Source organism: Streptomyces viridifaciens (assembly GCF_001888885.2).
Lineage (GTDB): Bacteria > Actinomycetota > Actinomycetes > Streptomycetales > Streptomycetaceae > Kitasatospora > Kitasatospora aureofaciens.
Genome location: NZ_CP090841.1, coordinates 2,482,216 through 2,502,133, shown reverse-complemented (window position 1 = coordinate 2,502,133; position 19,918 = coordinate 2,482,216). Strand labels below are relative to the sequence as shown.

General features: G+C 71.1%; 16 protein-coding genes and 5 tRNA genes. 12 read left to right on the top strand and 9 right to left on the bottom strand.

Annotated features, from left to right (window positions below; genetic code table 11):
- Positions 1-42 precede the first annotated feature (42 nt).
- The 8 genes from BOQ63_RS18250 to BOQ63_RS18215 all read right to left on the bottom strand — a co-directional run bounded on the left by BOQ63_RS18250 (position 43) and on the right by BOQ63_RS18215 (position 11,187).
- Positions 43-627 carry a GTP-binding protein gene (locus BOQ63_RS18250; RefSeq protein ID WP_046386153.1) on the bottom strand — a complete coding sequence of 195 codons (585 nt, stop codon included), beginning with the start codon at positions 625-627 and terminating at the stop codon, positions 43-45.
- Positions 608-1,276 carry a DUF742 domain-containing protein gene (locus tag BOQ63_RS18245; protein WP_072654633.1) on the bottom strand — a complete coding sequence of 223 codons (669 nt, stop codon included), beginning with the start codon at positions 1,274-1,276 and terminating at the stop codon, positions 608-610. The genes BOQ63_RS18250 and BOQ63_RS18245 overlap by 20 nt, the downstream gene beginning before the upstream one ends.
- A 161-nt stretch (positions 1,277-1,437) precedes the next feature.
- Complete coding sequence (locus BOQ63_RS18240; protein WP_030291361.1) at positions 1,438-1,851, bottom strand: roadblock/LC7 domain-containing protein; 414 nt, start codon at positions 1,849-1,851, stop codon at positions 1,438-1,440.
- Positions 1,852-1,861: 10 nt separating this feature from the next.
- A complete protein-coding gene (locus BOQ63_RS18235) occupies positions 1,862-5,206 on the bottom strand; it encodes a nitrate- and nitrite sensing domain-containing protein (protein WP_072654632.1) in 3,345 nt (1,114 codons plus the stop codon).
- 705 nt (positions 5,207-5,911) lie between these two features.
- Positions 5,912-6,490: a GTP-binding protein gene (locus tag BOQ63_RS18230; RefSeq protein ID WP_050366561.1), complete on the bottom strand. Its 579-nt coding sequence runs from the start codon at positions 6,488-6,490 to the stop codon at positions 5,912-5,914.
- On the bottom strand, positions 6,471-6,896 hold the full coding sequence (locus tag BOQ63_RS18225; RefSeq protein ID WP_030291321.1) for a DUF742 domain-containing protein: 426 nt from the start codon (positions 6,894-6,896) through the stop codon (positions 6,471-6,473). Before BOQ63_RS18225 ends, BOQ63_RS18230 begins: the two co-directional genes overlap by 20 nt.
- A gap of 159 nt (positions 6,897-7,055) precedes the next feature.
- Complete coding sequence (locus tag BOQ63_RS18220) at positions 7,056-7,469, bottom strand: roadblock/LC7 domain-containing protein (protein ID WP_030291361.1); 414 nt, start codon at positions 7,467-7,469, stop codon at positions 7,056-7,058.
- Between the two features lie 10 nt (positions 7,470-7,479).
- Complete coding sequence (locus BOQ63_RS18215) at positions 7,480-11,187, bottom strand: nitrate- and nitrite sensing domain-containing protein (RefSeq protein ID WP_223885967.1); 3,708 nt, start codon at positions 11,185-11,187, stop codon at positions 7,480-7,482.
- A gap of 590 nt (positions 11,188-11,777) precedes the next feature.
- Here BOQ63_RS18215 and BOQ63_RS18210 point away from each other — a divergent pair.
- The 8 genes from BOQ63_RS18210 (at position 11,778) to BOQ63_RS18175 (ending at position 15,339) form a co-directional block, all read left to right on the top strand.
- Complete coding sequence (locus BOQ63_RS18210) at positions 11,778-12,044, top strand: hypothetical protein (protein WP_305953132.1); 267 nt, start codon at positions 11,778-11,780, stop codon at positions 12,042-12,044.
- A gap of 237 nt (positions 12,045-12,281) precedes the next feature.
- Entirely contained in the window at positions 12,282-13,082 is an 801-nt protein-coding gene (locus BOQ63_RS18205) for a fumarylacetoacetate hydrolase family protein (protein WP_030288062.1), read from the top strand.
- A complete protein-coding gene (gene gltX, locus BOQ63_RS18200; protein ID WP_030288059.1) occupies positions 13,075-14,574 on the top strand; it encodes a glutamate--tRNA ligase in 1,500 nt (499 codons plus the stop codon). The genes BOQ63_RS18205 and gltX overlap by 8 nt, the downstream gene beginning before the upstream one ends.
- 249 nt (positions 14,575-14,823) lie before the next feature.
- Positions 14,824-14,895, top strand: a tRNA-Gln gene (locus tag BOQ63_RS18195).
- 48 nt (positions 14,896-14,943) lie between these two features.
- A tRNA-Glu gene (locus BOQ63_RS18190) sits at positions 14,944-15,016 on the top strand.
- 27 nt (positions 15,017-15,043) lie between these two features.
- Positions 15,044-15,116 (top strand) — tRNA-Glu (locus tag BOQ63_RS18185).
- Positions 15,117-15,142: 26 nt separating this feature from the next.
- Positions 15,143-15,215: transfer RNA gene (locus BOQ63_RS18180), tRNA-Glu, on the top strand.
- Between the two features lie 49 nt (positions 15,216-15,264).
- A tRNA-Gln gene (locus tag BOQ63_RS18175) sits at positions 15,265-15,339 on the top strand.
- A gap of 128 nt (positions 15,340-15,467) precedes the next feature.
- Here the strand turns inward: BOQ63_RS18175 and BOQ63_RS18170 are convergent.
- Positions 15,468-16,181 carry an IclR family transcriptional regulator gene (locus tag BOQ63_RS18170; RefSeq protein ID WP_030246527.1) on the bottom strand — a complete coding sequence of 238 codons (714 nt, stop codon included), beginning with the start codon at positions 16,179-16,181 and terminating at the stop codon, positions 15,468-15,470.
- Positions 16,182-16,412: 231 nt separating this feature from the next.
- Between BOQ63_RS18170 and leuC the strand changes: the two genes are divergently transcribed.
- The 4 genes from leuC (at position 16,413) to BOQ63_RS18150 (ending at position 19,823) form a co-directional block, all read left to right on the top strand.
- Positions 16,413-17,843: a 3-isopropylmalate dehydratase large subunit gene (gene leuC, locus BOQ63_RS18165; RefSeq protein ID WP_030288056.1), complete on the top strand. Its 1,431-nt coding sequence runs from the start codon at positions 16,413-16,415 to the stop codon at positions 17,841-17,843.
- A 3-nt stretch (positions 17,844-17,846) separates the two neighbouring features.
- Positions 17,847-18,443: a 3-isopropylmalate dehydratase small subunit gene (gene leuD / locus BOQ63_RS18160; protein WP_030288053.1), complete on the top strand. Its 597-nt coding sequence runs from the start codon at positions 17,847-17,849 to the stop codon at positions 18,441-18,443.
- A gap of 263 nt (positions 18,444-18,706) precedes the next feature.
- Positions 18,707-18,976 (top strand): SCO5555 family protein, encoded by a 270-nt coding sequence (locus BOQ63_RS18155; protein ID WP_454130567.1) that lies wholly within the window; start codon positions 18,707-18,709, stop codon positions 18,974-18,976.
- Between the two features lie 133 nt (positions 18,977-19,109).
- The gene (locus BOQ63_RS18150; protein WP_030288049.1) at positions 19,110-19,823 is read left to right on the top strand and encodes an HU family DNA-binding protein; all 714 of its coding nucleotides are present in this window, start codon (positions 19,110-19,112) and stop codon (positions 19,821-19,823) included.
- The last annotated feature ends 95 nt before the right edge of the window (positions 19,824-19,918 follow it).

The following is a 19,918-nucleotide window of genomic DNA, read 5'->3' as shown; positions in this document are numbered from 1 at the left end:
CTCGCGCGCTTGTGTGTTCGCGGTGGCCGTTGGTGTGTTCGGTTATCGCAGGCGGGCGAGCAGGGCGTGTTCGACGAGGGTGATCAGGGCGCTCTTGGCGCTGTCCCGGCGGCGGGCGTCGAGGGTGATGACGGGGGTTTCGGCGCCGAGCTGGAGGGCTTCGCGGACTTCTTCGGCGGTGTGCGGCTGGTGGCCGTCGAAGCCGTTGAGGGCGACGACGAAGGGCAGGCCGCTGTTCTCGAAGTAGTCGAGGGCGGGGAAGCAGTCGGCGAGGCGTCGGGTGTCGACGAGGACGACGGCTCCGATGGCGCCTCGGACGAGGTCGTCCCACATGAACCAGAAGCGGTCCTGTCCGGGGGTGCCGAAGAGGTAGAGGATGAGGTCTTCGTCGAGGGTGATGCGGCCGAAGTCCATGGCGACGGTGGTGGTCGTCTTGCCGGAGACGTGGCTGAGGTCGTCGATGCCGGCGGAGGCCGAGGTCATGACGGCTTCGGTGCGCAGGGGGTTGATCTCGGAGACGGCGCCGACGAGCGTGGTCTTGCCGACACCGAAGCCGCCCGCGATGACGATCTTCGCGGAGGTGGTGGCGCGGGTGGGGGCGGCCGCGTTAGAGCTTGCGAAGTCCACTGAGGACCCTTTCGAGCAGCGTGACGTCGGGCTGGTTTCCGGATTCGCCGCCGGAAGCGGGCTGGTGGATGGCGACCAGGCCGGCTTCGGCCAGGTCGGCCACGAGGATGCGGGCCACTCCCAGGGGAAGGGAGAGCAGCGCCGAGACCTCGGCGACGGATTTCACCTCTCTGCACAGGGTGCAGATCCGCTGGTGCTCCGGGAGGAGGGTGGCCAGGCGCTGCGGGTCGACGTCGGCGGAGACCAGGGCCTCCAGCGCGAGCTCGTAGCGGGGCCGGGTGCGACCGCCGGTCATGGCGAACGGTCGGATCAGCGGGCCGGAGTCCGGTTCGTCCTCGAACTCCTCGACGTGCCCGGGCTCCTGGGCCGGCTGGTAGCCGGGGGCCGGGGCGGGAGCCGGGCCGGGCGCCGAAGCCGGGTAGCCGGCCGGCGGGGCGTCGAAGGCGGGCTGCGGCCGGGAGTACGGGTCGGGCTGGCCGTACTGGCCGTACTGCTGCTCGGGCCGGGCGTACGGGTCCTGCTGGGGCTGTCCGTACTGCGGCCGACCGTACGGCTGACCGTGGCCGGCGCCGGGTGCTCCGAAGGCGTCATGGCCTGTGCCAGGGTACGGAACGCCGTACTGGCCGCTGCGGTCGTCGGGCGGTGTCACGGTTCCTCTCCTCACAAGGTGCGGCGGTGCGGTGCGAGCTTCGGTACGAGTCCGGAGCCGGTGGTGCGAAGGCCGTACGACGTCCGAACCCGAGCCCGCCGAAGCGGGCCCGGGAAGGACGCGGAGGTACTTCGAATACCTGGACGGTATCCGACGAACCGTCAGTGCAGGAGACTGCCCTGGAGTTCCGCGCGGAGTGCGGGGGTGAGGACGGCGCCGGCTCGGTCGACGAGCAGGGCCATCTCGTAGCCGACGAGGCCGATGTCGGAGTCGGGTGCGGCGAGGACCGCGAGGGCGGAGCCGTCGCTGATGGCCATCAGGAACAGGAAGCCGCGTTCCATCTCGACGACGGTCTGGTTGACCTCGCCGCCTTCGAAGATCCGGCTGGCGCCGGAGGTGAGGGAGGTGAGGCCGGAGGCGACGGCGGCGAGCTGGTCGGCGCGGTCACGCGGGAAGCCTTCCGACATGCACAGCAGGAGGCCGTCCGCGGAGACCACCACGGTGTGGGACACCCCGGGGGTGTTGTCCACGAAATTGGTGATCAGCCAGTTCAGGTTCTGTGCGGCCTGGCTCATCTGAGTCAACTCAACGCTCCTGGTGGTTCGAGCCGCCGAAGAGATCGGTGCTCCGGTTCTGTCCGTTGCCGGACTGGTCTACCTGATCGGGGTCGATCCGGAAGCTTCCGGTGTTGCCGGCGCTGCGGCCCTGCTCCACACCGCGGCGCAGGTTGGTGAGGCGGCCACGGACCTCCTCGGGGCTGCGGGAGACCTGCGGCCCTTCCTGCGGGGTGGGCTTGGCGTTGCCGGGCACCAGGTTCTGCTTGGGAACGCGCCGGGGCAGTCCGGCGCCGGTGGTGCCGGCGGACGAGGGCTCGCGCAGCTGCTCGGCGCGCTGCCAGTCGCCGTCGTTCGGCGACTGCCAGCTGGCACTGGCGGTCGGGCCGGTCGGGCCGTATCCGCCGAGGGCGGACACGTCGTGGCCGCGGGTCTCGATGGGCGAGGAGTTGTCCTTGGCGCCCGCGAACCAGTTCGGGGTCTCCCCGGAGGGGCTGCCGGCGTCCGGGGCGCTGCCCAGGCTCCCGCCCGCCAGCTGCTGGCCGGGGCGGCGCTGGGGCAGCCCGGACGGCAGGGTGGCGGCGGGCTCGGCGGCGGGCAGCGCGGGCGGCTCCGGGGTGTACGGGTGGCCGGCCGGGGCATCCTCGGCCCGGCGGCCGTAGCCGTCCTGGGCGTACCCGTCCTGCTGGTAGCCGTACTGGTCGTCGGCGTACTGGCCGTCGGTGTAGCCGCCCTGGTCGTAACCCTGCTGCGGGTACTGGCCGTAGCCGTCCTGGGCGTACTCCTCCTGCTGGTAGCCGCCCTGGTCGTAGCCGTACTGGTCGTCGGCGTACTGGCCCTCGGCATAGCCCTGGTCGTAGCCCTGCTGCGGGGCGTACTGGTCGTAGCCCTGCTGGTAGTCCTCCTCGACCTCGGCGTCCACCACCGGCGGCTGCGGGCCGCCCTCCAGGGCCGCGCGGCGGACCTGGTCGAGGCGCTGCGAGCGCTGGACGGCCTCCAGGGCCGGGCTGAAGCCGGAGGAGCCGGCGTTGCCGATGCCGGTGAGGTGATCGTCGAAGCCCAGCTCCGCGGCGCTGCGGTCGCGGCCGTCGGGGGCCCACTCGGAGGTCGGCTCCTGGTCGGCGAAGATCCGGGAGACGGTGAACTGCTCCTCCGGCTCCGGCGCCACCGCGGACTGGGTGACGAACGGCGGGAGCATGACCAGCGAGGTGGTGCCCGCCGACTCGCCGGACGGGCGCAGCTGGACGCGGATGTCGTGCCGCTGGGAGAGCCGGCCGACCACGAAGAGGCCCATGCGGCGGGAGATGGTGGCGTCGACCGTGGGCGGCTCGGACAGCTTCTCGTTGATCTCCGCGAAGTCGTCGGCGGTGAGGCCGATGCCCTTGTCGTGGATCTCGACCAGCACCCGGCCGTCCGGCAGGCGGGTCGCGTTGACCAGCACCCGGGTCTGCGGGCTGGAGAACGAGGTGGCGTTCTCCAGCAGCTCGGCGAGCAGGTGGACGAGGTCGGTCACGGCGGCGCCGACGACCTCGACCTCGGGGATGCCGGACAGCTCGACGCGCTCGTACTGCTCCACCTCGGAGGCGGCGGCGCGCAGCACGTCGACCAGCGGGACCGGGGTGTTCCAGCGGCGACCGGCCTCCTCGCCCGCGAGGACGAGCAGGTTCTCACCGTTGCGGCGCATGCGGGTCGCGAGGTGGTCCAGCTTGAAGAGGTTCTCCAGCTGGTCCGGGTCGGCCTCGTTGTTCTCCAGGTCGGTGATCAGCGCCAGCTGGCGCTGGATCAGGCCCTGGCTGCGGCGCGACAGGTTGGTGAAGATCGCGTTGACGTTCCCTCGCAGCAGCGCCTGCTCGGCGGCGAGCGCCACGGCCTGCTGGTGGACCTGGTCGAAGGCCCGGGCGACTTCGCCGATCTCGTCCTTGCCGTGCAGCGGGATCGCGGTCACCGAGGTGTCGACCCGGTCGGGGTCGGTCTTGGAGAGCTTCTCGACCAGGTCCGGCAGGCGGTGGTCGGCGATCTCCAGGGCGGCGCTGCGCAGGGTGCGCATGCCGAGGATCATCGAGCGGGCGACGTAGCCGGTGAGCAGGCCGGCCAGGATCAGTGCGGCGACGACGATGACCGTGTTGAGGATGGCGTCGTAGAGCGCGTTGTCCTTGAGGTTGCGGGAGTCGGTGAGGACGTCGTCCAGCAGCGCGACTTCGGTGTTCCGCAGGGCCTGGATGTGGTTGCCGGCGGCCTGGTTCCAGTTGTCCGGGGTCAGACCGGCGTTCTTGGCCTCGGCGTACGCGGCGTCGGCGGCGGCCTTGCCCTTCTGCTGCCCGATGGCGGCGGCCTCGGCGTAGTTGGCCGCGAGCGCCAGCAGGCCCTGCATGGTGGGCACGGTGCCGTTGGGCATCTTGTAGGCCGAGCGGTCCTGGGCGCTGGCCAGGGCGACCTGCGCGTCCGCGTACTTCTTGGCGTCCACGGGGTCGCTACCGGTGGTGAACTCGCTGATCGAGACCTGTTCCAGCTTCTCGGAGACCAGGATCTGCTGGGTCATGTCCTGGTTCTCGTACCGCGTGGTCGCGCCCGTCGCGGCGCCGACCAGCAGGCTGAGCATCAGCGAGCGCTGGGTCGAGGCGGACGCCTTGGCCAGCGACATCGCGTAGATCGCGCGGCCCTTGCTGGTGGCGTTGGCGGAGCCGTTGCCGACCGAGTTGTCGTAGGCCAGCAGCGGGGCGAACATCGTCGAGTAGGCGCTCGCGGTGGCGCTGGCGAACAGCTCCTTGCTGTACGCGACCTGGCGCAGGTGCGGCAGGTCGACCACGAGGGTCTCGAAGGCCTCGTGGCGGCGCGGCAGCTCGCCGGACTTGTCGGAGGCCGCGTACGCGGCCTCGTAGGCCTTCAGCGCGGCGTCGGTGTCGGCGCGGCGCTTGGTGACCTCGTTGTTCGGGTCCTGCCCGGTCATCAGGGGTATCAGCGTCTTGTCGCGCTCGTTCTCGAGCGCTTCGGCGAGTTCGGTCGCCGCCTTGGCCAGCTCGGCGGTCTTCTCGGCGCGGGACGCCTTGATGTAGCCGTCGACCGAGGTGTTCACTCGCAGACCGCCGAAGACCAGACTGATGATCACGGGGATCAGCAGGATCGCGATCAGACGGGTCGGCACGCGCCAGTTGCGCGGACGGAGGAAGTCGTACCGGCTGGCGCCGTCGCCCGCCTGACCGGCGCCCGGGCGCGGCTCGTTGGCCGCGGTCGGAGGCTTCGGGGCCGGGGTGGTCGGGGTGCGCTCCTCGGTGGGAGTGAACGCGGAGAATCCGGCCTGTTCCGCGGCGGCGCCCTTCGGCTCGCTCTGGCGGGGCTCGGAGCGCCGCTGCGGGGCGGGTTGCTGCTTACGCCTCACTCGACTACTACCTCTCGGCCGACTTGCCGGCCATGGATCAATCCAGCGCTACCCCCGGGGCCCTGGCCCGCCGCCCGGACGGCCGGCGCGGGATGTTCAGGGGTAGCTGGAATTTCAGCACGTGCAGGGATGGGGGACAAACAGCTGCCGTATGACTCCCGCGTTGTCGCAATCCGGACAATCAGTGACATGGCGGAGCAAATCCGTGGTCATCTGGCGCTGAGTGACGCTGATTCGCCACGCTGCGTCATTGTTGATCACAAAATGCCTACCGAACTGTTATCCGCTGCTTATACACGGGTCTTGCGCGCGGCTCCCGGAGGACACCGGCCGGTAAGCGCCGCCGCCCCGGCGACCCGTCAGTGTGACGGCTCGCCGGGGCCGGACGGTTCCGTTGCTCGCGCACTCGCCTCCGGGGCGCTCGGACCCGGTGCCGACGGTCGGCGGGCACTGTGCCACCTCCTCCGTCGGCGGCTCGGCCCTTCTCCCTTTCGGCACCGGCGCGCCCCTTCGGCTCGGCGCGGCGCTCGCGCACTCGCCTCCGGGGCGCTCGGACCCGGTGCCGACGGTCGGCGGGCACTGTGCCACCTCCTCCGTCGGCGGCTCGGCCCTTCTCCCTTTCGGCACCGGCGCGCCCCTTCGGCTCGGCGCGGTGCTCGCGCACTCGCGCGCTTGTGTGTTCGCGGTGGCCGTTGGTGTGTTCGGTTATCGCAGGCGGGCGAGCAGGGCGTGTTCGACGAGGGTGATCAGGGCGCTCTTGGCGCTGTCCCGGCGGCGGGCGTCGAGGGTGATGACGGGGGTTTCGGCGCCGAGCTGGAGGGCTTCGCGGACTTCTTCGGCGGTGTGCGGCTGGTGGCCGTCGAAGCCGTTGAGGGCGACGACGAAGGGCAGGCCGCTGTTCTCGAAGTAGTCGAGGGCGGGGAAGCAGTCGGCGAGGCGTCGGGTGTCGACGAGGACGACGGCTCCGATGGCGCCTCGGACGAGGTCGTCCCACATGAACCAGAAGCGGTCCTGTCCGGGGGTGCCGAAGAGGTAGAGGATGAGGTCTTCGTCGAGGGTGATGCGGCCGAAGTCCATGGCGACGGTGGTGGTCGTCTTGCCGGAGACGTGGCTGAGGTCGTCGATGCCGGCGGAGGCCGAGGTCATGACGGCTTCGGTGCGCAGGGGGTTGATCTCGGAGACGGCGCCGACGAGCGTGGTCTTGCCGACACCGAAGCCGCCCGCGATGACGATCTTCGCGGAGGTCGTGGCGCGGGCGGGTCCGTTAGAGCTTGCGAAGTCCACTGAGGACCCTTTCGAGCAGCGTGACATCGGGCGTTCCGCCCGACTCGCCCGCGGCGGCGGGCTGGTGGATGGCGACGAGACCGGCCTCGGCCAGGTCGGCCACGAGGATGCGGGCCACACCGAGCGGCACGCCGGCCAGTGCGGAGATCTCCGCGATGGACTTGACCTCACGGCAGAGGTTCACGATCCGGGCGTGCTCGGGCAGCAGCCCGGTGGTGCGCTCGGCCGAGCCCGTGGTCGAGATCAGGGCCTCGATCGCGAGCTGGTACCGGGGCCGGGTCCGGCCGCCGGTCATCGCGTACGGGCGGACCAGCGGCTGCTGCTCGTAGCCGTCGGACTGCTGCCCGCCGTAGCCGCTGCCGTACCCGTTGCCGTACGGGCCGGCGGGTGTCGAGGGCGGGGTCATGGGTCCTCCTAGTGCTGCAGCCTTGGGCAGCCGGTTCCAGCTGGGGCGGTGCCAGCTGAGGCGGGATCAGCTGCCTGAGGGTAGCTGAGGGTGGGGCGCCGGGTCCGGTCGGGTCGGACCCGGTGCGGGTGGGACGGTGGAAGATCCGCGCGGGTTCCGTCAGTGCAGGAGACTGCCCTGGAGTTCCGCGCGGAGTGCGGGGGTGAGGACGGCGCCGGCTCGGTCGACGAGCAGGGCCATCTCGTAGCCGACGAGGCCGATGTCGGAGTCGGGTGCGGCGAGGACCGCCAGGGCGGAGCCGTCGCTGATGGCCATCAGGAACAGGAAGCCGCGTTCCATCTCGACGACGGTCTGGTTGACCTCGCCGCCTTCGAAGATCCGGCTGGCGCCGGAGGTGAGGGAGGTGAGGCCGGAGGCGACGGCGGCGAGCTGGTCGGCGCGGTCACGCGGGAAGCCTTCCGACATGCACAGCAGGAGGCCGTCCGCGGAGACCACCACGGTGTGGGACACCCCGGGGGTGTTGTCCACGAAATTGGTGATCAGCCAGTTCAGGTTCTGTGCGGCCTGGCTCATCTGGTTCAACTCAACGCTCCTGGTGATCTGCGCCGTTGCCGTCGGTCCGGCCACCGAAACTATCGAATCCGGACTGCTGGGCACCATGCTGGAAGCCCGGCGGGTTGGCGGCCTGTTCGGCCCCGGCCCGGCGACCCTGCTGGATGCCGCGGCGCAGGTTGGTCAGGCGGCCGCGGACCTCCTCGGGAGCCCGGGAGACCTGCGGACCGGTCAGCGGTGAGGCCTCGGCGGTGCCGGAGACCAGGTTGGCCTGCGGGGTCCGCCGGGGGAGGCCCGACATGGTGACACCGCTGGTCGAGGGCTCGCGGACCTGCTCGGCCCGGCGCCAGCGCTCGTCGTTCGCGGACGGGCGCCAGGGCGCGTCACCGACGCCCGGCTGCGGCTGGCCCTGCGGGACCTGCTGCTGCGGGACCTGGGGCTGAGCCTGCTGGGGCTGCTGCTGCGGCCGGTCCTCCTGCTGGAACTCCGGCGCGGAGGTGCCGGGCCGACGCGGCTGGTACGACCGGCCTTCGGCCGGCTGCGGGTACCAGGGCTGCTCGCCGGTGGCCTCGGACGGGCCGGTCGGCAGCGCCATCGGCTCCTGCCGCTGCGGCTGCTGGACCGGCTGCGGCTGGACCGGCTGGGGCTGCACCGGCTGCGGCTGGGCCGGGTTCGGCACGTTCGGCAGCACCGGCTCCACCAGGCCGAGGCCCAGCGGGTCACGCGGGTCGATCTGGCTGGCCTCGAAGCGCGGCCGGGCGAACTGCTGGGTGCTCTCCACCGGCGCCGGCTCGGCCGACGGCAGCGGCTGGGGCTGCTGCTGCGGGGGCAGCTGCGGCTGGCGGCCTGCCTGCGGCGCGTCCGGACCGGGGCGCTGCGGGCGGCGCTGGCCCTGCGGACCCTGGGGCCCCTGACCCTGACGGGCGGGAGCACCGGGGCCCTGACGGCCGGGGGCGCGCTGCGGCAGACCGCCCTGCGGACGGTTGCCCGGACGGGCACCCTGCTGCTGCGGGGCGCCGGGTCCGCCCGGACGGCCGTGCTGGGGCTGCTCGCCGGTCTGCGGGGCCGGGGCGCCCGGACCGGCGTCGGGGCGCGGGCGCTCCTGGCCGGGGCGGCCCTGGCCGCGGCGGGGCAGGCCGTTGGGGCCGCCCTGCGGCGGGCCCTGGCGGCCGGGGGCGCGCTGCGGCAGACCGCCCTGCGGCGACTGCTGCGGCTGGCCCTGCGGGGCCTGCTGCTGCGGGGCCTGCTGGGGCTGGCCCTGCTGCGACTGTCCCTGCTGGGCGGGCGCCTGCCGGCCCTGGCCGCGCCGGCCGGGCAGACCGGCACCCTGGCCGCGACCCTGCTGTTCCTGCTGGCCCTGCGGCATCGGGTTCTCGTGCAGCGACCGGCCGACCTGACGGGTGGGCAGTCCGCCCAGCCCGCCGGCGCGGCCGCCGGGCGTACCCGGGCCGGCCGGCGCGGCAGGGGCCGCGGGAGCGGCCGGGGCGGCCGGACCGCCCTGGCCGAGCTGCGGACGGCCGCCCTGCGGGGCACCGCCGGACGGGCCCTGGCCGAGCGCGGCGGGACCATTCTGACGACCGGCCGGCACCTGGCGCTGCTGGCGCGGCGTCGGGGCGACCCCGCGCTGCTGCTTGCCCGGGCCGCCGGGGCCCGGACGGCCGGGGGTCCGGCGCTCGGCGGAGTTGGTGACGTCGACCGGGAGCATGACCAGCGCGGTGGTGCCGCCGGAGTCGCTCGGGCGCAGCTGGATCCGGATGCCGTGTCGCAGGGACAGGCGGCCGACCACGAAGAGACCCATGCGGCGGGAGACGGAGACGTCCACCGTCGGCGGGTTGGCCAGGCGCTCGTTGATGTCGGCGAGGTCGTCCGGGCTGAGGCCGATGCCGGTGTCGTGGATCTCGACCAGCACCCGGCCGTCGGGTAGGGCGTGGCCGGTGACCCGGACGCGGGTCTGCGGGCTGGAGAAGGAGGTGGCGTTCTCCAGCAGCTCGGCGAGCAGGTGGACGAGGTCGTTGACGACGCGGCCGGCGACCTCGGCCGACGGTACGGCGGCGAGCTCGATGCGCTCGTACTGCTCCACCTCGGAGGCGGCGGCGCGGAGCACGTCGACCAGCGGGACGGGTCGGGTCCAGCGGCGGCCCGGGTCCTCACCGGCGAGGACGAGGAGGTTCTCACCGTTGCGGCGCATGCGGGTCGCGAGGTGGTCCAGCTTGAACAGGTTGGCCAGCTGGTCCGGGTCGGCCTCGCGGCTCTCCAGCTCGGAGATGAGCGAGAGCTGGCGCTGGATGAGGCCCTGGCTGCGGCGCGAGAGGTTGGTGAACATCGCGTTGATGTTGCCTCGCAGGAGGGCCTGCTCGGCGGCGAGGCGGACGGCCTCGCTGTGCACCATGTCGAACGCGTGGGCCACGTGGCCGATCTCGTCGGTCGAGTCGACGGCGACCGGCTCGACCGTGGTGTCGACGTCGTGCGGGTCGCTCTCGGAGAGCGTCTTGACCAGCTCGGGCAGGCGCCGCTCCGCGACGTCCTCGGCCGCCTTCTGCAGACGGGTCAGCGAGCGCACCATCGAGCGGGCGATCAGACCGGCGCCGCCGAGGGCGACGAGCAGGGTCAGGGCGACCGCGGCACCGATGATCAGGGCCTCGGTGTCGGCCTGGGACTGCAGGTCCTGGGCCTTTCCGTCGAGGTCCTCGATCAGCTTGGACTCGATCCGGCGCTCGGCGGTGATCTTGGTGCTGGCCTTCTCGTACCAGTCCTTGTACGTGACCGGCTCGGTCTGGTGGATGCCGCCCGGCTGGAGGATCGAGCGCGAGTAGCGGTCGGCCTCGGCGACCACGTTGTTGTAGCTCAGCTGGCCGCGCAGGTTGTCCAGGTCGTGCGCGGAGTAGATGTTGTTGAAGCCGTTGAGCGCGTTGTCGTACGTGGTGCGCAGGCGGATGCCGAAGGACTCGTCGCTCGCGCTCAGGTCCGGGGCCTTGGGGTTGGCCAGACCGGCGCTGATCAGCGCGCGCTGCTGCGAGGTGGCGTCCTTGGCCAGCGAGAACTGCTGCAGGGCGCGGGTGGCGACCAGCAGGTCCTTGTTGTTGGAGGCGAGCGCGATGTCCTGGGTGATGTCCAGCAGGTCGCGGATGATCACGTCGTACGCGGTGATCGTCGCCTGGATGTTCTGGTTGTTCTGGTACGGCGTGTTGCGCGCGTCCGCGATCGAGTTCAGGTCCTTGCGGATCTGGAACAGCAGCGCCTTCCCACCGGAGAGTTCGAGGTTCTCGAACTTGTCCGACGAGGCGGTGAAGGTGCGGCTGAGGTCGTCGGTGGACTTGCGGGCCGCGACGATCTCGTCGTCCAGCGGGGCGTTCGGCTTGTTGGTGATGTAGCCGGCGCTGATGTCGCGCTCGGTCTGCAGGGCGTCCGCGAGGTTGGTCGCCTTCTTGGCCAGGTCGGACAGGTTGGCCATCTGGGCGAGTTGCTGCGAGTTCTCCATCGAGGTCTGGATGCGCAGGCCACCGAGGACCAGCGAGACCAGGACGGGCAGCGCGAGCAGGGCGATCAGGCGGGTGCGGATGCGCCAGTTGCGCATCGCGAGCCGGCTCAGACCGGTGGCGCGGCGCCTGGTCAGGGTGGTCCGCAGCTTGTCCCGGGTGGACTTCTGCTCCTGGCCGTCGTCCTCCGGGCGGCCGGGGGCCTCGGGCGTCACCGGGTCGGCCGGGCCGCCGGGGGCCGCCGCCTGCTGGGGGGCTGCCACAGGCTCGCGCGACTCCGGGTCACCCGCGGCGCCGCTACCCCTTTTGAAACGTCCCTGCACTGGCGTCGCAACCTCTGGACCGGGCGTCCCGCCGCGTCGCCACGGCCTGGACGGTGTCGAGTTTCCATCCGCACCCCGGCCGGTCCGGGAGAGCGGGTCACCGGGGTGGACTGCTCCCTACCCACGGTCCGTGGCATTCCAGCACAGCGAGGGAATCCCAACAAGGGCCGCCGGGACCGGCCGCCGGGTACTACCGACCGCACGCACGTTCTCACTGACTGTGCGGTAACCGGACCGGAATACCGCCTTTTTCGGACACTCGCCGGATACATGCCAACGTGGCCCGAGATCGACAAGAGTCGCAGACCTGCCGGAGTGCCCCTTATGCGCGGAATGTCGGAAAATTCCGATGCGGCGAAATGTCGGTTATCGGTAATTTGTGCGTCAATTTGTGGCCAAAATCACAGACGAATGTGTAGCTTTGGTCACGGCCTCTGTGGAATGAGATCTCGTAATCTGGCTGTCTCCGGAGCACGGCCCTGACCAGCCTGCCCAGAACCCCTCCGAATCAATCGGAACCACTCCGGCCGGTGCAGATCCCTGGCGGTCCGCCCGGCCACGACCACGAGGTGCTCTCGATGTCCCTGGCGAAGAAGGCCACCAAGTCCACGCTGTCCTGCCGCTCGACGGCGAACCCGCGCCGGACCACGCTGGCCTCGGTCGAGGACTTCAGCAAGATCCCGGGCGCCCGCAAGCCCGAGGACGTCGTCACCTACGGCACCGAGCTGCCGGCCGTCACGGCGAACCCGCGCCGCACCCAGCTGATGGTCGCCCCGGTGGTCACCGTCCGGGACTGATCCGGCCAGCGCTCCGCCGAGGGCGCCGTGGACCCTGCGCGCGGGGTTCACGGCGCCCTCGTGCTGCGTCCCGCCGGTTTCCACCCCAACCACGCTGAACAGGGGTAAAGCGGTCGGGAGGGGCCCCACGCGATAGCCTGGACGTCGATTGACGGGGCCGCGCCCGGTGCGGGCGAGGCGCCCGCGCAGCGCCCGGGGGCGCCCCGGGCGGCCGACGAAGCGAGGGGTAGCCCAGCCGTGCGCATTGCCAGGTTTTCCGTTCGGGAAGGGAGCCCTGCCGCCGGCAGCGTCTCCTTCGGCGTGGTCGAGGGGGACCCTTCCCGGCCCGACTCGCTGGTCGTCCACGAGCTGGCCGGCCACCCGTTCGGCCAACCCCAGCCCACCGGCGAGAGCTACCGCTTCCAGGACGTCAGGCTGCTCAGCCCGATGCTCCCCAACAAGATCGTGGCGGTCGGCCGCAACTACGCGGCCCACGCGGCCGAGCTGGGCAACGAGGTCCCGGACGTCCCGCTCACCTTCTTCAAGCCGTCCACCTCGGTGATCGGCCCGACCGAGAACATCGCGTACCCGCCGTTCTCCTCCGACGTCCACCACGAGGCCGAACTCGCCGTCGTGATCGGCCGGATGTGCCGCGAGGTGCCGCTGGACCGGGTGCCCGAGGTGATCCTCGGCTACACCTGCGCCAACGACGTCACCGCCCGGGACGTCCAGCAGCGCGAGGGCCAGTGGGCGCGGGCCAAGGGCTTCGACACCGCCTGCCCGCTGGGGCCGTGGATCGAGACCGACCTGGACCCGGGCGACCTCGCCATCACCTGCACGGTCAACGGCGAGCTCCGCCAGACCGGCCGCACCTCCCTGATGGTCCGCTCGGTCGCCGAGCTGATCGTCCACATCTCCGAGGCCATGACGCTGCTGCCCGGCGACGTCATCCTCACCGGCACGCCCGCAGGGGTGGGCCCGCTCAACGTCGGCGACGAGGTCGCCGTCTCCATCGAAGGCATCGGCACTCTCACCAACAAGGTGATCAAGCGTGGCTAACACTGACCCGGCCGTCCGGGTTCGCTTCTGTCCGTCCCCGACCGGCAACCCCCACGTGGGCATGGTCCGCACCGCCCTGTTCAACTGGGCCTACGCGCGCCACACCGGCGGCACCATGGTCTTCCGGATCGAGGACACCGACTCCGCCCGCGACTCCGAGGAGTCGTACACCCAGCTGCTCGACGCCATGAGCTGGCTCGGGCTCGACTGGGACGAGGGTCCGGAGGTCGGCGGCCCGCACGCGCCGTACCGCCAGTCGGAGCGGATGGACATCTACGCCGACGTCGCCCGCCGTCTGCACGAGGCCGGCCACGCCTACCACTGCTACTGCAGCACCGAGGAGCTGGACGCCCGCCGCGAGGCAGCCCGCGCGGCCGGCAAGCCCTCCGGCTACGACGGCCACTGCCGGAATCTGACCGACGACCAGGTCGCGGTCTACAAGCTGGAGAGGCGCGAGCCGATCCTGCGCTTCCGGATGCCCGACCGGACCATCTCCTTCGACGACCTGGTCCGCGGCACCCTGACCTTCGAGCCGGAGAACGTGCCGGACTACGGCATCGTCCGGGCCAACGGCGCCCCGCTGTACACCCTGGTCAACCCGGTGGACGACGCCCTGATGGGCATCACCCACGTGCTGCGCGGCGAGGACCTGCTGTCCTCCACCCCGCGGCAGATCGCGCTGTACGCGGCACTCGCCGAGATCGGCGTGGGCACCGGCGCCACCCCGCGCTTCGGCCACCTGCCGTACGTGATGGGCGAGGGCAACAAGAAGCTCTCCAAGCGCGACCCGCAGTCCTCGCTCAACCTGTACCGCGAGCGCGGCTTCATCCGCGAGGGCCTGCTCAACTACCTGTCCCTGCTGGGCTGGTCGCTGGCCGAGGACCGCGACCTGTTCGACATGGACGAGATGGTCGCCGCCTTCGACGTCACCAAGGTGAACTCCAACCCGGCCCGCTTCGACCTGAAGAAGTGCGAGGCGATCAACGCCGAGCACGTCCGCAGGCTGGCCCCGGAGGACTTCGTCCGGCGCCTGGTGCCGTTCCTCCAGGGCCCCGGCCTGCTGCCGGCCGAGCCGACCGCCGAGCAGATGGACCTGCTCGCCCGGATCGCGCCGCTCACCCAGGAGCGGATGGTCGTGCTGAGCGAGATCGTGAACATGGCCGGCTTCCTGTTCGTCGACCCGGCCGACTTCACCGTCGACCCGGACGACGCCGCCAAGGTGCTGACCGCGGACGCCCGCCCGGTGCTGGAGGCCAGCGTCAAGGCGCTGGAGGAGCTCGCGGACTTCACTCCGGAGCCGATCCAGGCCGCGCTGCGCGAGGCGCTGGTGGAGGGCCTGGGCATCAAGCCCAAGTTCGCCTTCACGCCGCTGCGGGTGGCCGTCACGGGCCGCCGGGTCTCGCCGCCGCTGTTCGAGTCGATGGAGCTGCTCGGCCGCCCCGAGACGCTCCGCCGGCTGCGCTCCGCCCTGGACGCCCTCCCGGCCGCCTGAGACCGTGCGGACGGGCCGCTGAGCAGCCCGCGGGCCCGGCTCCGTGCCGGGCCCGCGGTGCACCCGGAGGCCACGGGACGGCCTCCCGGCCGCTGCCTGCGGTTATCGATTTTGGAGCCAGGGCAGACGTCGGGTAATGTTCTTTCTGCGCCGCCCGGGAGGGAACGGACGAGGGAGCGAAAGCCCCTCGGAACGGGACCGACCGAGAGGCGCAACGCCTGAGAAGGCCCCGCAGGGGTTCAACTCTGGTGGGGTATGGTGTAATTGGCAGCACGACTGATTCTGGTTCAGTTAGTCTAGGTTCGAGTCCTGGTACCCCAGCGCTGTACGATCGGCAACGGTCGCACCGCAGTACAAATGAAGATCCAAGCCCCCGTTGTGTAGCGGCCTAGCACGCTGCCCTCTCACGGCAGTAGCGCCGGTTCGAATCCGGTCGGGGGTACTGATCCCGCAAGGGATCACCTGGAAAGCCCCCGTTGTGTAGCGGCCTAGCACGCTGCCCTCTCACGGCAGTAGCGCCGGTTCGAATCCGGTCGGGGGTACTGATCCCGCAAGGGATCGCCAGGAAGCCCCCGTTGTGTAGCGGCCTAGCACGCTGCCCTCTCACGGCAGTAGCGCCGGTTCGAATCCGGTCGGGGGTACTTCAGAGCAGGAAGCCGGTGGGCTCGCCCATCGGCCCTTGCTTTGTGTTGGGGTATGGTGTAATTGGCAGCACGAGTGATTCTGGTTCATTTAGTCTAGGTTCGAGTCCTGGTACCCCAGCCAGTAAATGGAAAGGCCCCGCCCGGCGGGGTCTTTTTTGTTTCCGCCCCCGAATGCTTTCGAAGGGCCCCGCTCGGAGTCGAGCGGGGCCCTTTCGTTTTCGGCGGGGGAGTGGGGGAGGGGTGGGCGGGTCAGCTCCGGCGCAGCGCCTCGGTGAGCCGGTTCGCGGCCTCGATGATGGCCTGGGCGTGCAGCCGGCCCGGGTGGCGGGTCAGGCGCTCGATCGGGCCGGAGACGGAGACGGCGGCCACCACGCGGTTGGAGGGGCCGCGCACGGGCGCGGAGACGGACGCCACGCCCGGCTCCCGCTCGCCGATCGACTGGGCCCAGCCGCGCCGCCGGACGCCGCTCAGCGCGGTGGCGGTGAAGCGGGCGCCCTGGAGACCGCGGTGGAGCCGCTCGGGCTCCTCCCAGGCCAGCAGGACCTGGGCGGCCGAGCCGGCCTTCATCGGCAGGGTGCTGCCGACTGGGACGGTGTCCCGCAGGCCGGAGAGCCGCTCGGCGGCGGCTACGCAGATCCGCATCTCGCCCTGGCGGCGGTAGAGCTGTGCGCTCTCGCCGGTGACGTCGCGCAGGTGGGTCAGGACCGGGCCCGCGGTGGCGAGCAGCCGGTCCTCGCCCGCCGCGGCGGAGAGTTCGGACAGGCGGGGGCCGAGGATGAAACGCCCCTGCATGTCCCTGGTGACCAGACGGTGGTGTTCGAGTGCGACGGCGAGTCTGTGGGCCGTGGGGCGCGCCAGACCGGTGGCGGCGACCAGCCCCGCCAACGTGGCGGGGCCCGACTCCAGTGCGCTCAGCACCAGAGCGGCCTTGTCGAGAACGCCGACGCCGCTAGTGTTGTCCATGCCCTAAGACTGCAGTCTCATTCCGCGAGACGCAAGTTCAATCTTCCGGGAAAAGCGCCACTCTGGATGCAGCAGCCCGGGAGACATCCAGGATGGGACCTCGCCAGAGTGTCCGCATCGTGGACAGCGATCCGGCGTGCAGGTCTCGCGAACGCGCTCCGCACGGACGGCGCACGCAGTGACCCCGACGACACGAGAAGGCCGGCAACGCGGCCGGCTGGAGGGAATCCGATGGGACGGACACTCGCAGAGAAGGTCTGGGACGACCACGTCGTGCGGCGCGTGGAGGGCGAGCCCGACCTCCTGTTCATCGACCTGCACCTGCTCCACGAGGTCACCAGCCCGCAGGCCTTCGACGGGCTGCGGCTGGCCGGCCGCAAGGTCCGCCGCACCGATCTGACGATCGCCACCGAGGACCACAACACCCCGACCCTGGACATCGACAAGCCGATCGCCGACCCGGTCTCCCGGGTGCAGCTGGAGACCCTGCGCCGCAACGCGGCCGAGTTCGGCGTCCGGATCCACTCGCTCGGCGACGTCGAGCAGGGCGTGGTGCACGTGGTCGGCCCCCAGCTCGGCCTGACCCAGCCCGGCACCACCGTGGTCTGTGGTGACTCCCACACCTCCACCCACGGCGCCTTCGGCGCGCTGGCGTTCGGCATCGGCACCAGCCAGGTCGAACACGTGCTGGCCACCCAGACCCTGCCGCTGGCGCCGTTCCGGACCATGGCGATCACCGTCGAGGGCGAACTGCCCGAGGGCGTCACGGCCAAGGACCTGATCCTGGCCGTCATCGCGAGGATCGGCACCGGCGGCGGCCAGGGCTACGTCCTGGAGTACCGCGGTTCGGCGATCCGGAGCCTGTCCATGGAGGCCCGGATGACCGTCTGCAACATGTCCATCGAGGCGGGTGCCCGGGCCGGCATGATCGCCCCGGACGAGACCACCTTCGCGTACCTCAAGGGCCGCCCGCACGCCCCGCAGGGCGAGGACTGGGACGCCGCCGTCGAGTACTGGCGGACCCTGGTCACCGACGAGGACGCGGTCTTCGATCACGAGGTGTTCATCGACGCGAGCGAGCTCACCCCGTTCGTCACCTGGGGCACCAACCCCGGTCAGGGCGCCCCGCTCGGCTCGAACGTCCCCCACCCCGAGGACTTCGCGGACCCGCAGGAGCGGGTGGCCGCCGAGAACGCCCTGAGGTACATGGGCCTTGAGGCCGGCACCCCGCTGCGCGAGGTCGCCGTCGACGCCGTCTTCGTCGGCTCCTGCACCAACGGCCGGATCGAGGACCTGCGCGCCGCCGCCGCGGTTCTGGAAGGCCGCAAGGTCGCCGACCGGGTGCGGATGCTGGTCGTCCCCGGATCCGTCCGGGTCGCACTGCAGGCCGTCGAGGAGGGTCTGGACAAGGTGTTCACCGCCGCGGGGGCCGAATGGCGGCACGCCGGCTGCTCGATGTGCCTGGGCATGAACCCCGACCAGCTCGCCCCCGGCGAGCGCTGCGCCTCCACCTCGAACCGCAACTTCGAGGGCAGGCAGGGCAAGGGCGGCCGCACCCACCTGGTCTCCCCGCAGGTCGCCGCCGCGACCGCCGTCCTGGGCCGCCTGGCCTCCCCGTCCGACCTGTCCGACCGTTTCGCCGACGTCGCCGTGGAGGCCTGAGCCATGGAGAAGTTCACCACCCACACCGGCCGGGCCGTCCCGCTGCGCCGCAGCAACGTGGACACCGACCAGATCATCCCGGCCCACTGGCTCAAGAAGGTCACCCGATCCGGTTTCGAGGACGGGCTGTTCGAGGCCTGGCGCAAGGACGAGTCGTTCATCCTCAACCGGCCCGAGCGCCGGGGCGCCACCGTCCTGGTGGCCGGTCCCGAGTTCGGCACCGGTTCCTCCCGCGAGCACGCCGTCTGGGCGCTGCAGAACTACGGCTTCCACGCGGTCATCTCCTCGCGCTTCGCCGACATCTTCCGCGGCAACTCGCTGAAGAACGGCCTGCTGACCGTCGTACTGCCCCAGGAGACCGTGGAACGACTCTGGTCGCTCACCGAGAGTGACCCTTCGGCCGAGATCACCGTTGATCTGGAGAAGCGGGAAGTCCGGGCCGAAGGCGTCACCGCGTCCTTCGAACTGGACGACAACGTCCGGTGGCGGCTGCTCAACGGCCTGGACGACATCAGCATCACCCTGCAGAACGAGGCCGACATCGCCGCCTTCGAGGCGACCCGTCCGGCGTTCAAGCCCCGTACTCTGCCGGTCTCCTGAGTTCCCCTCAGAACAAGCATTCTGACGATCGACCGGATGGCCCGCGCTCCCCCTCGGGGGGGCCGGGCCATCCGGCGTTCCGGAGCACGAGTTAGCGCCGGGCCCTCCCCGGATTGCCCATTCGGCTTTGCGGAAGAGGGCCCCGCGCAAGTACAACTGCGGGTAGATGGCACAATCAGTACATGCACCGGCACCATGAACCTCCGTACGCGGGCGGCGAACCCGCGTCCGAGGAGTCCATGGGCCGGGGATCCGAACGCCGAATTGACGATCGGCCGGACGTCACCTCCGCAACACCAGCTGAGGCGCCGGACGACCCGGAAGTCGCAGCGCTCTACGCGCTCGTGGCCGAGCGGTTGAAGCAAGCTCACGCCCGCGTGCATGCGCTGAACGTGTCTGTCGATGCAAAGACCGCTCTCACCCGTCAACTGCTCATCGTCACCGAGACCGCCAAGCGCGATCTTCCGGAGGCGGCAAGGCGGTTGAGTCGCTTTGTACATGACCTCGACGAGGGGCACCCGCCGCTCGACTGAGGTCGCGGACGCGCAAATCCATTGCGACACTAGGGTGATTCGCGCGTTTGGTAATTGAAAGTCCGCAGATACATACCTAACGTGCGAAAAGAACGGATGGAATCATCCGGCGCCCGTTTCCGAAGGGGAAGACGTGAACAAGGCTCAGCTTGTCGAAGCGGTGGCCGAGCAGCTGGGCGGTCGCAAGGCTGCCGCAGAGGCCGTCGACGCAGTGCTCGACACCATGGTCCGTGCCGTTGTGGCCGGTGACCGGGTTTCGGTCACCGGTTTCGGCACCTTCGAGAAGGTGGAGCGCTCCGCGCGCTTCGCCCGCAACCCGCAGACCGGCGAGCGGGTCAAGGTCAAGAAGACCTCGGTCCCCCGCTTCCGTCCGGGCCAGGGCTTCAAGGACCTGGTCAGCGGCAGCAAGAAGCTGCCGAAGGAAGGCCCCTCGGTGAAGAAGGCCCCCAAGGGCTCCCTCACCCCGGGCAAGACCGGCGTCGCCGCGACCCCGGCCGCCAAGCGTGCCGCCACCAAGCGCGCCGCCACCGCTGCCGCCGCCGCCCCGGCCGCCACCAAGAAGACCGCGGCCAAGAAGGCGACCACCACGGCTGCCGCCAAGAAGACCACGGCCACCGCCGCGAAGAAGGCGCCCGCCGCGAAGAAGGCGACCACCACCGCCGCCGCCAAGAAGACCACGGCGACCGCGACCAAGAAGACGGCCGCCGCGAAGAAGGCGACCACCACGGCTGCCGCCAAGAAGACCACGGCCACCGCCAAGAAGGCGACCGCCACGGCCAAGAAGACGGCGCCGGCGAAGAAGACCGCCACCCGCAAGACCACCGCGCGCAAGACCTCTGCCAAGTAGGTCCCGCGCGACTGTCCTCGGACGGCCTTCGGCTCAGAGCCGCGGCACCCCTTCCGCGAACGCGGAGACCGGGGTGGCCGCGGCTCTCTCGATAT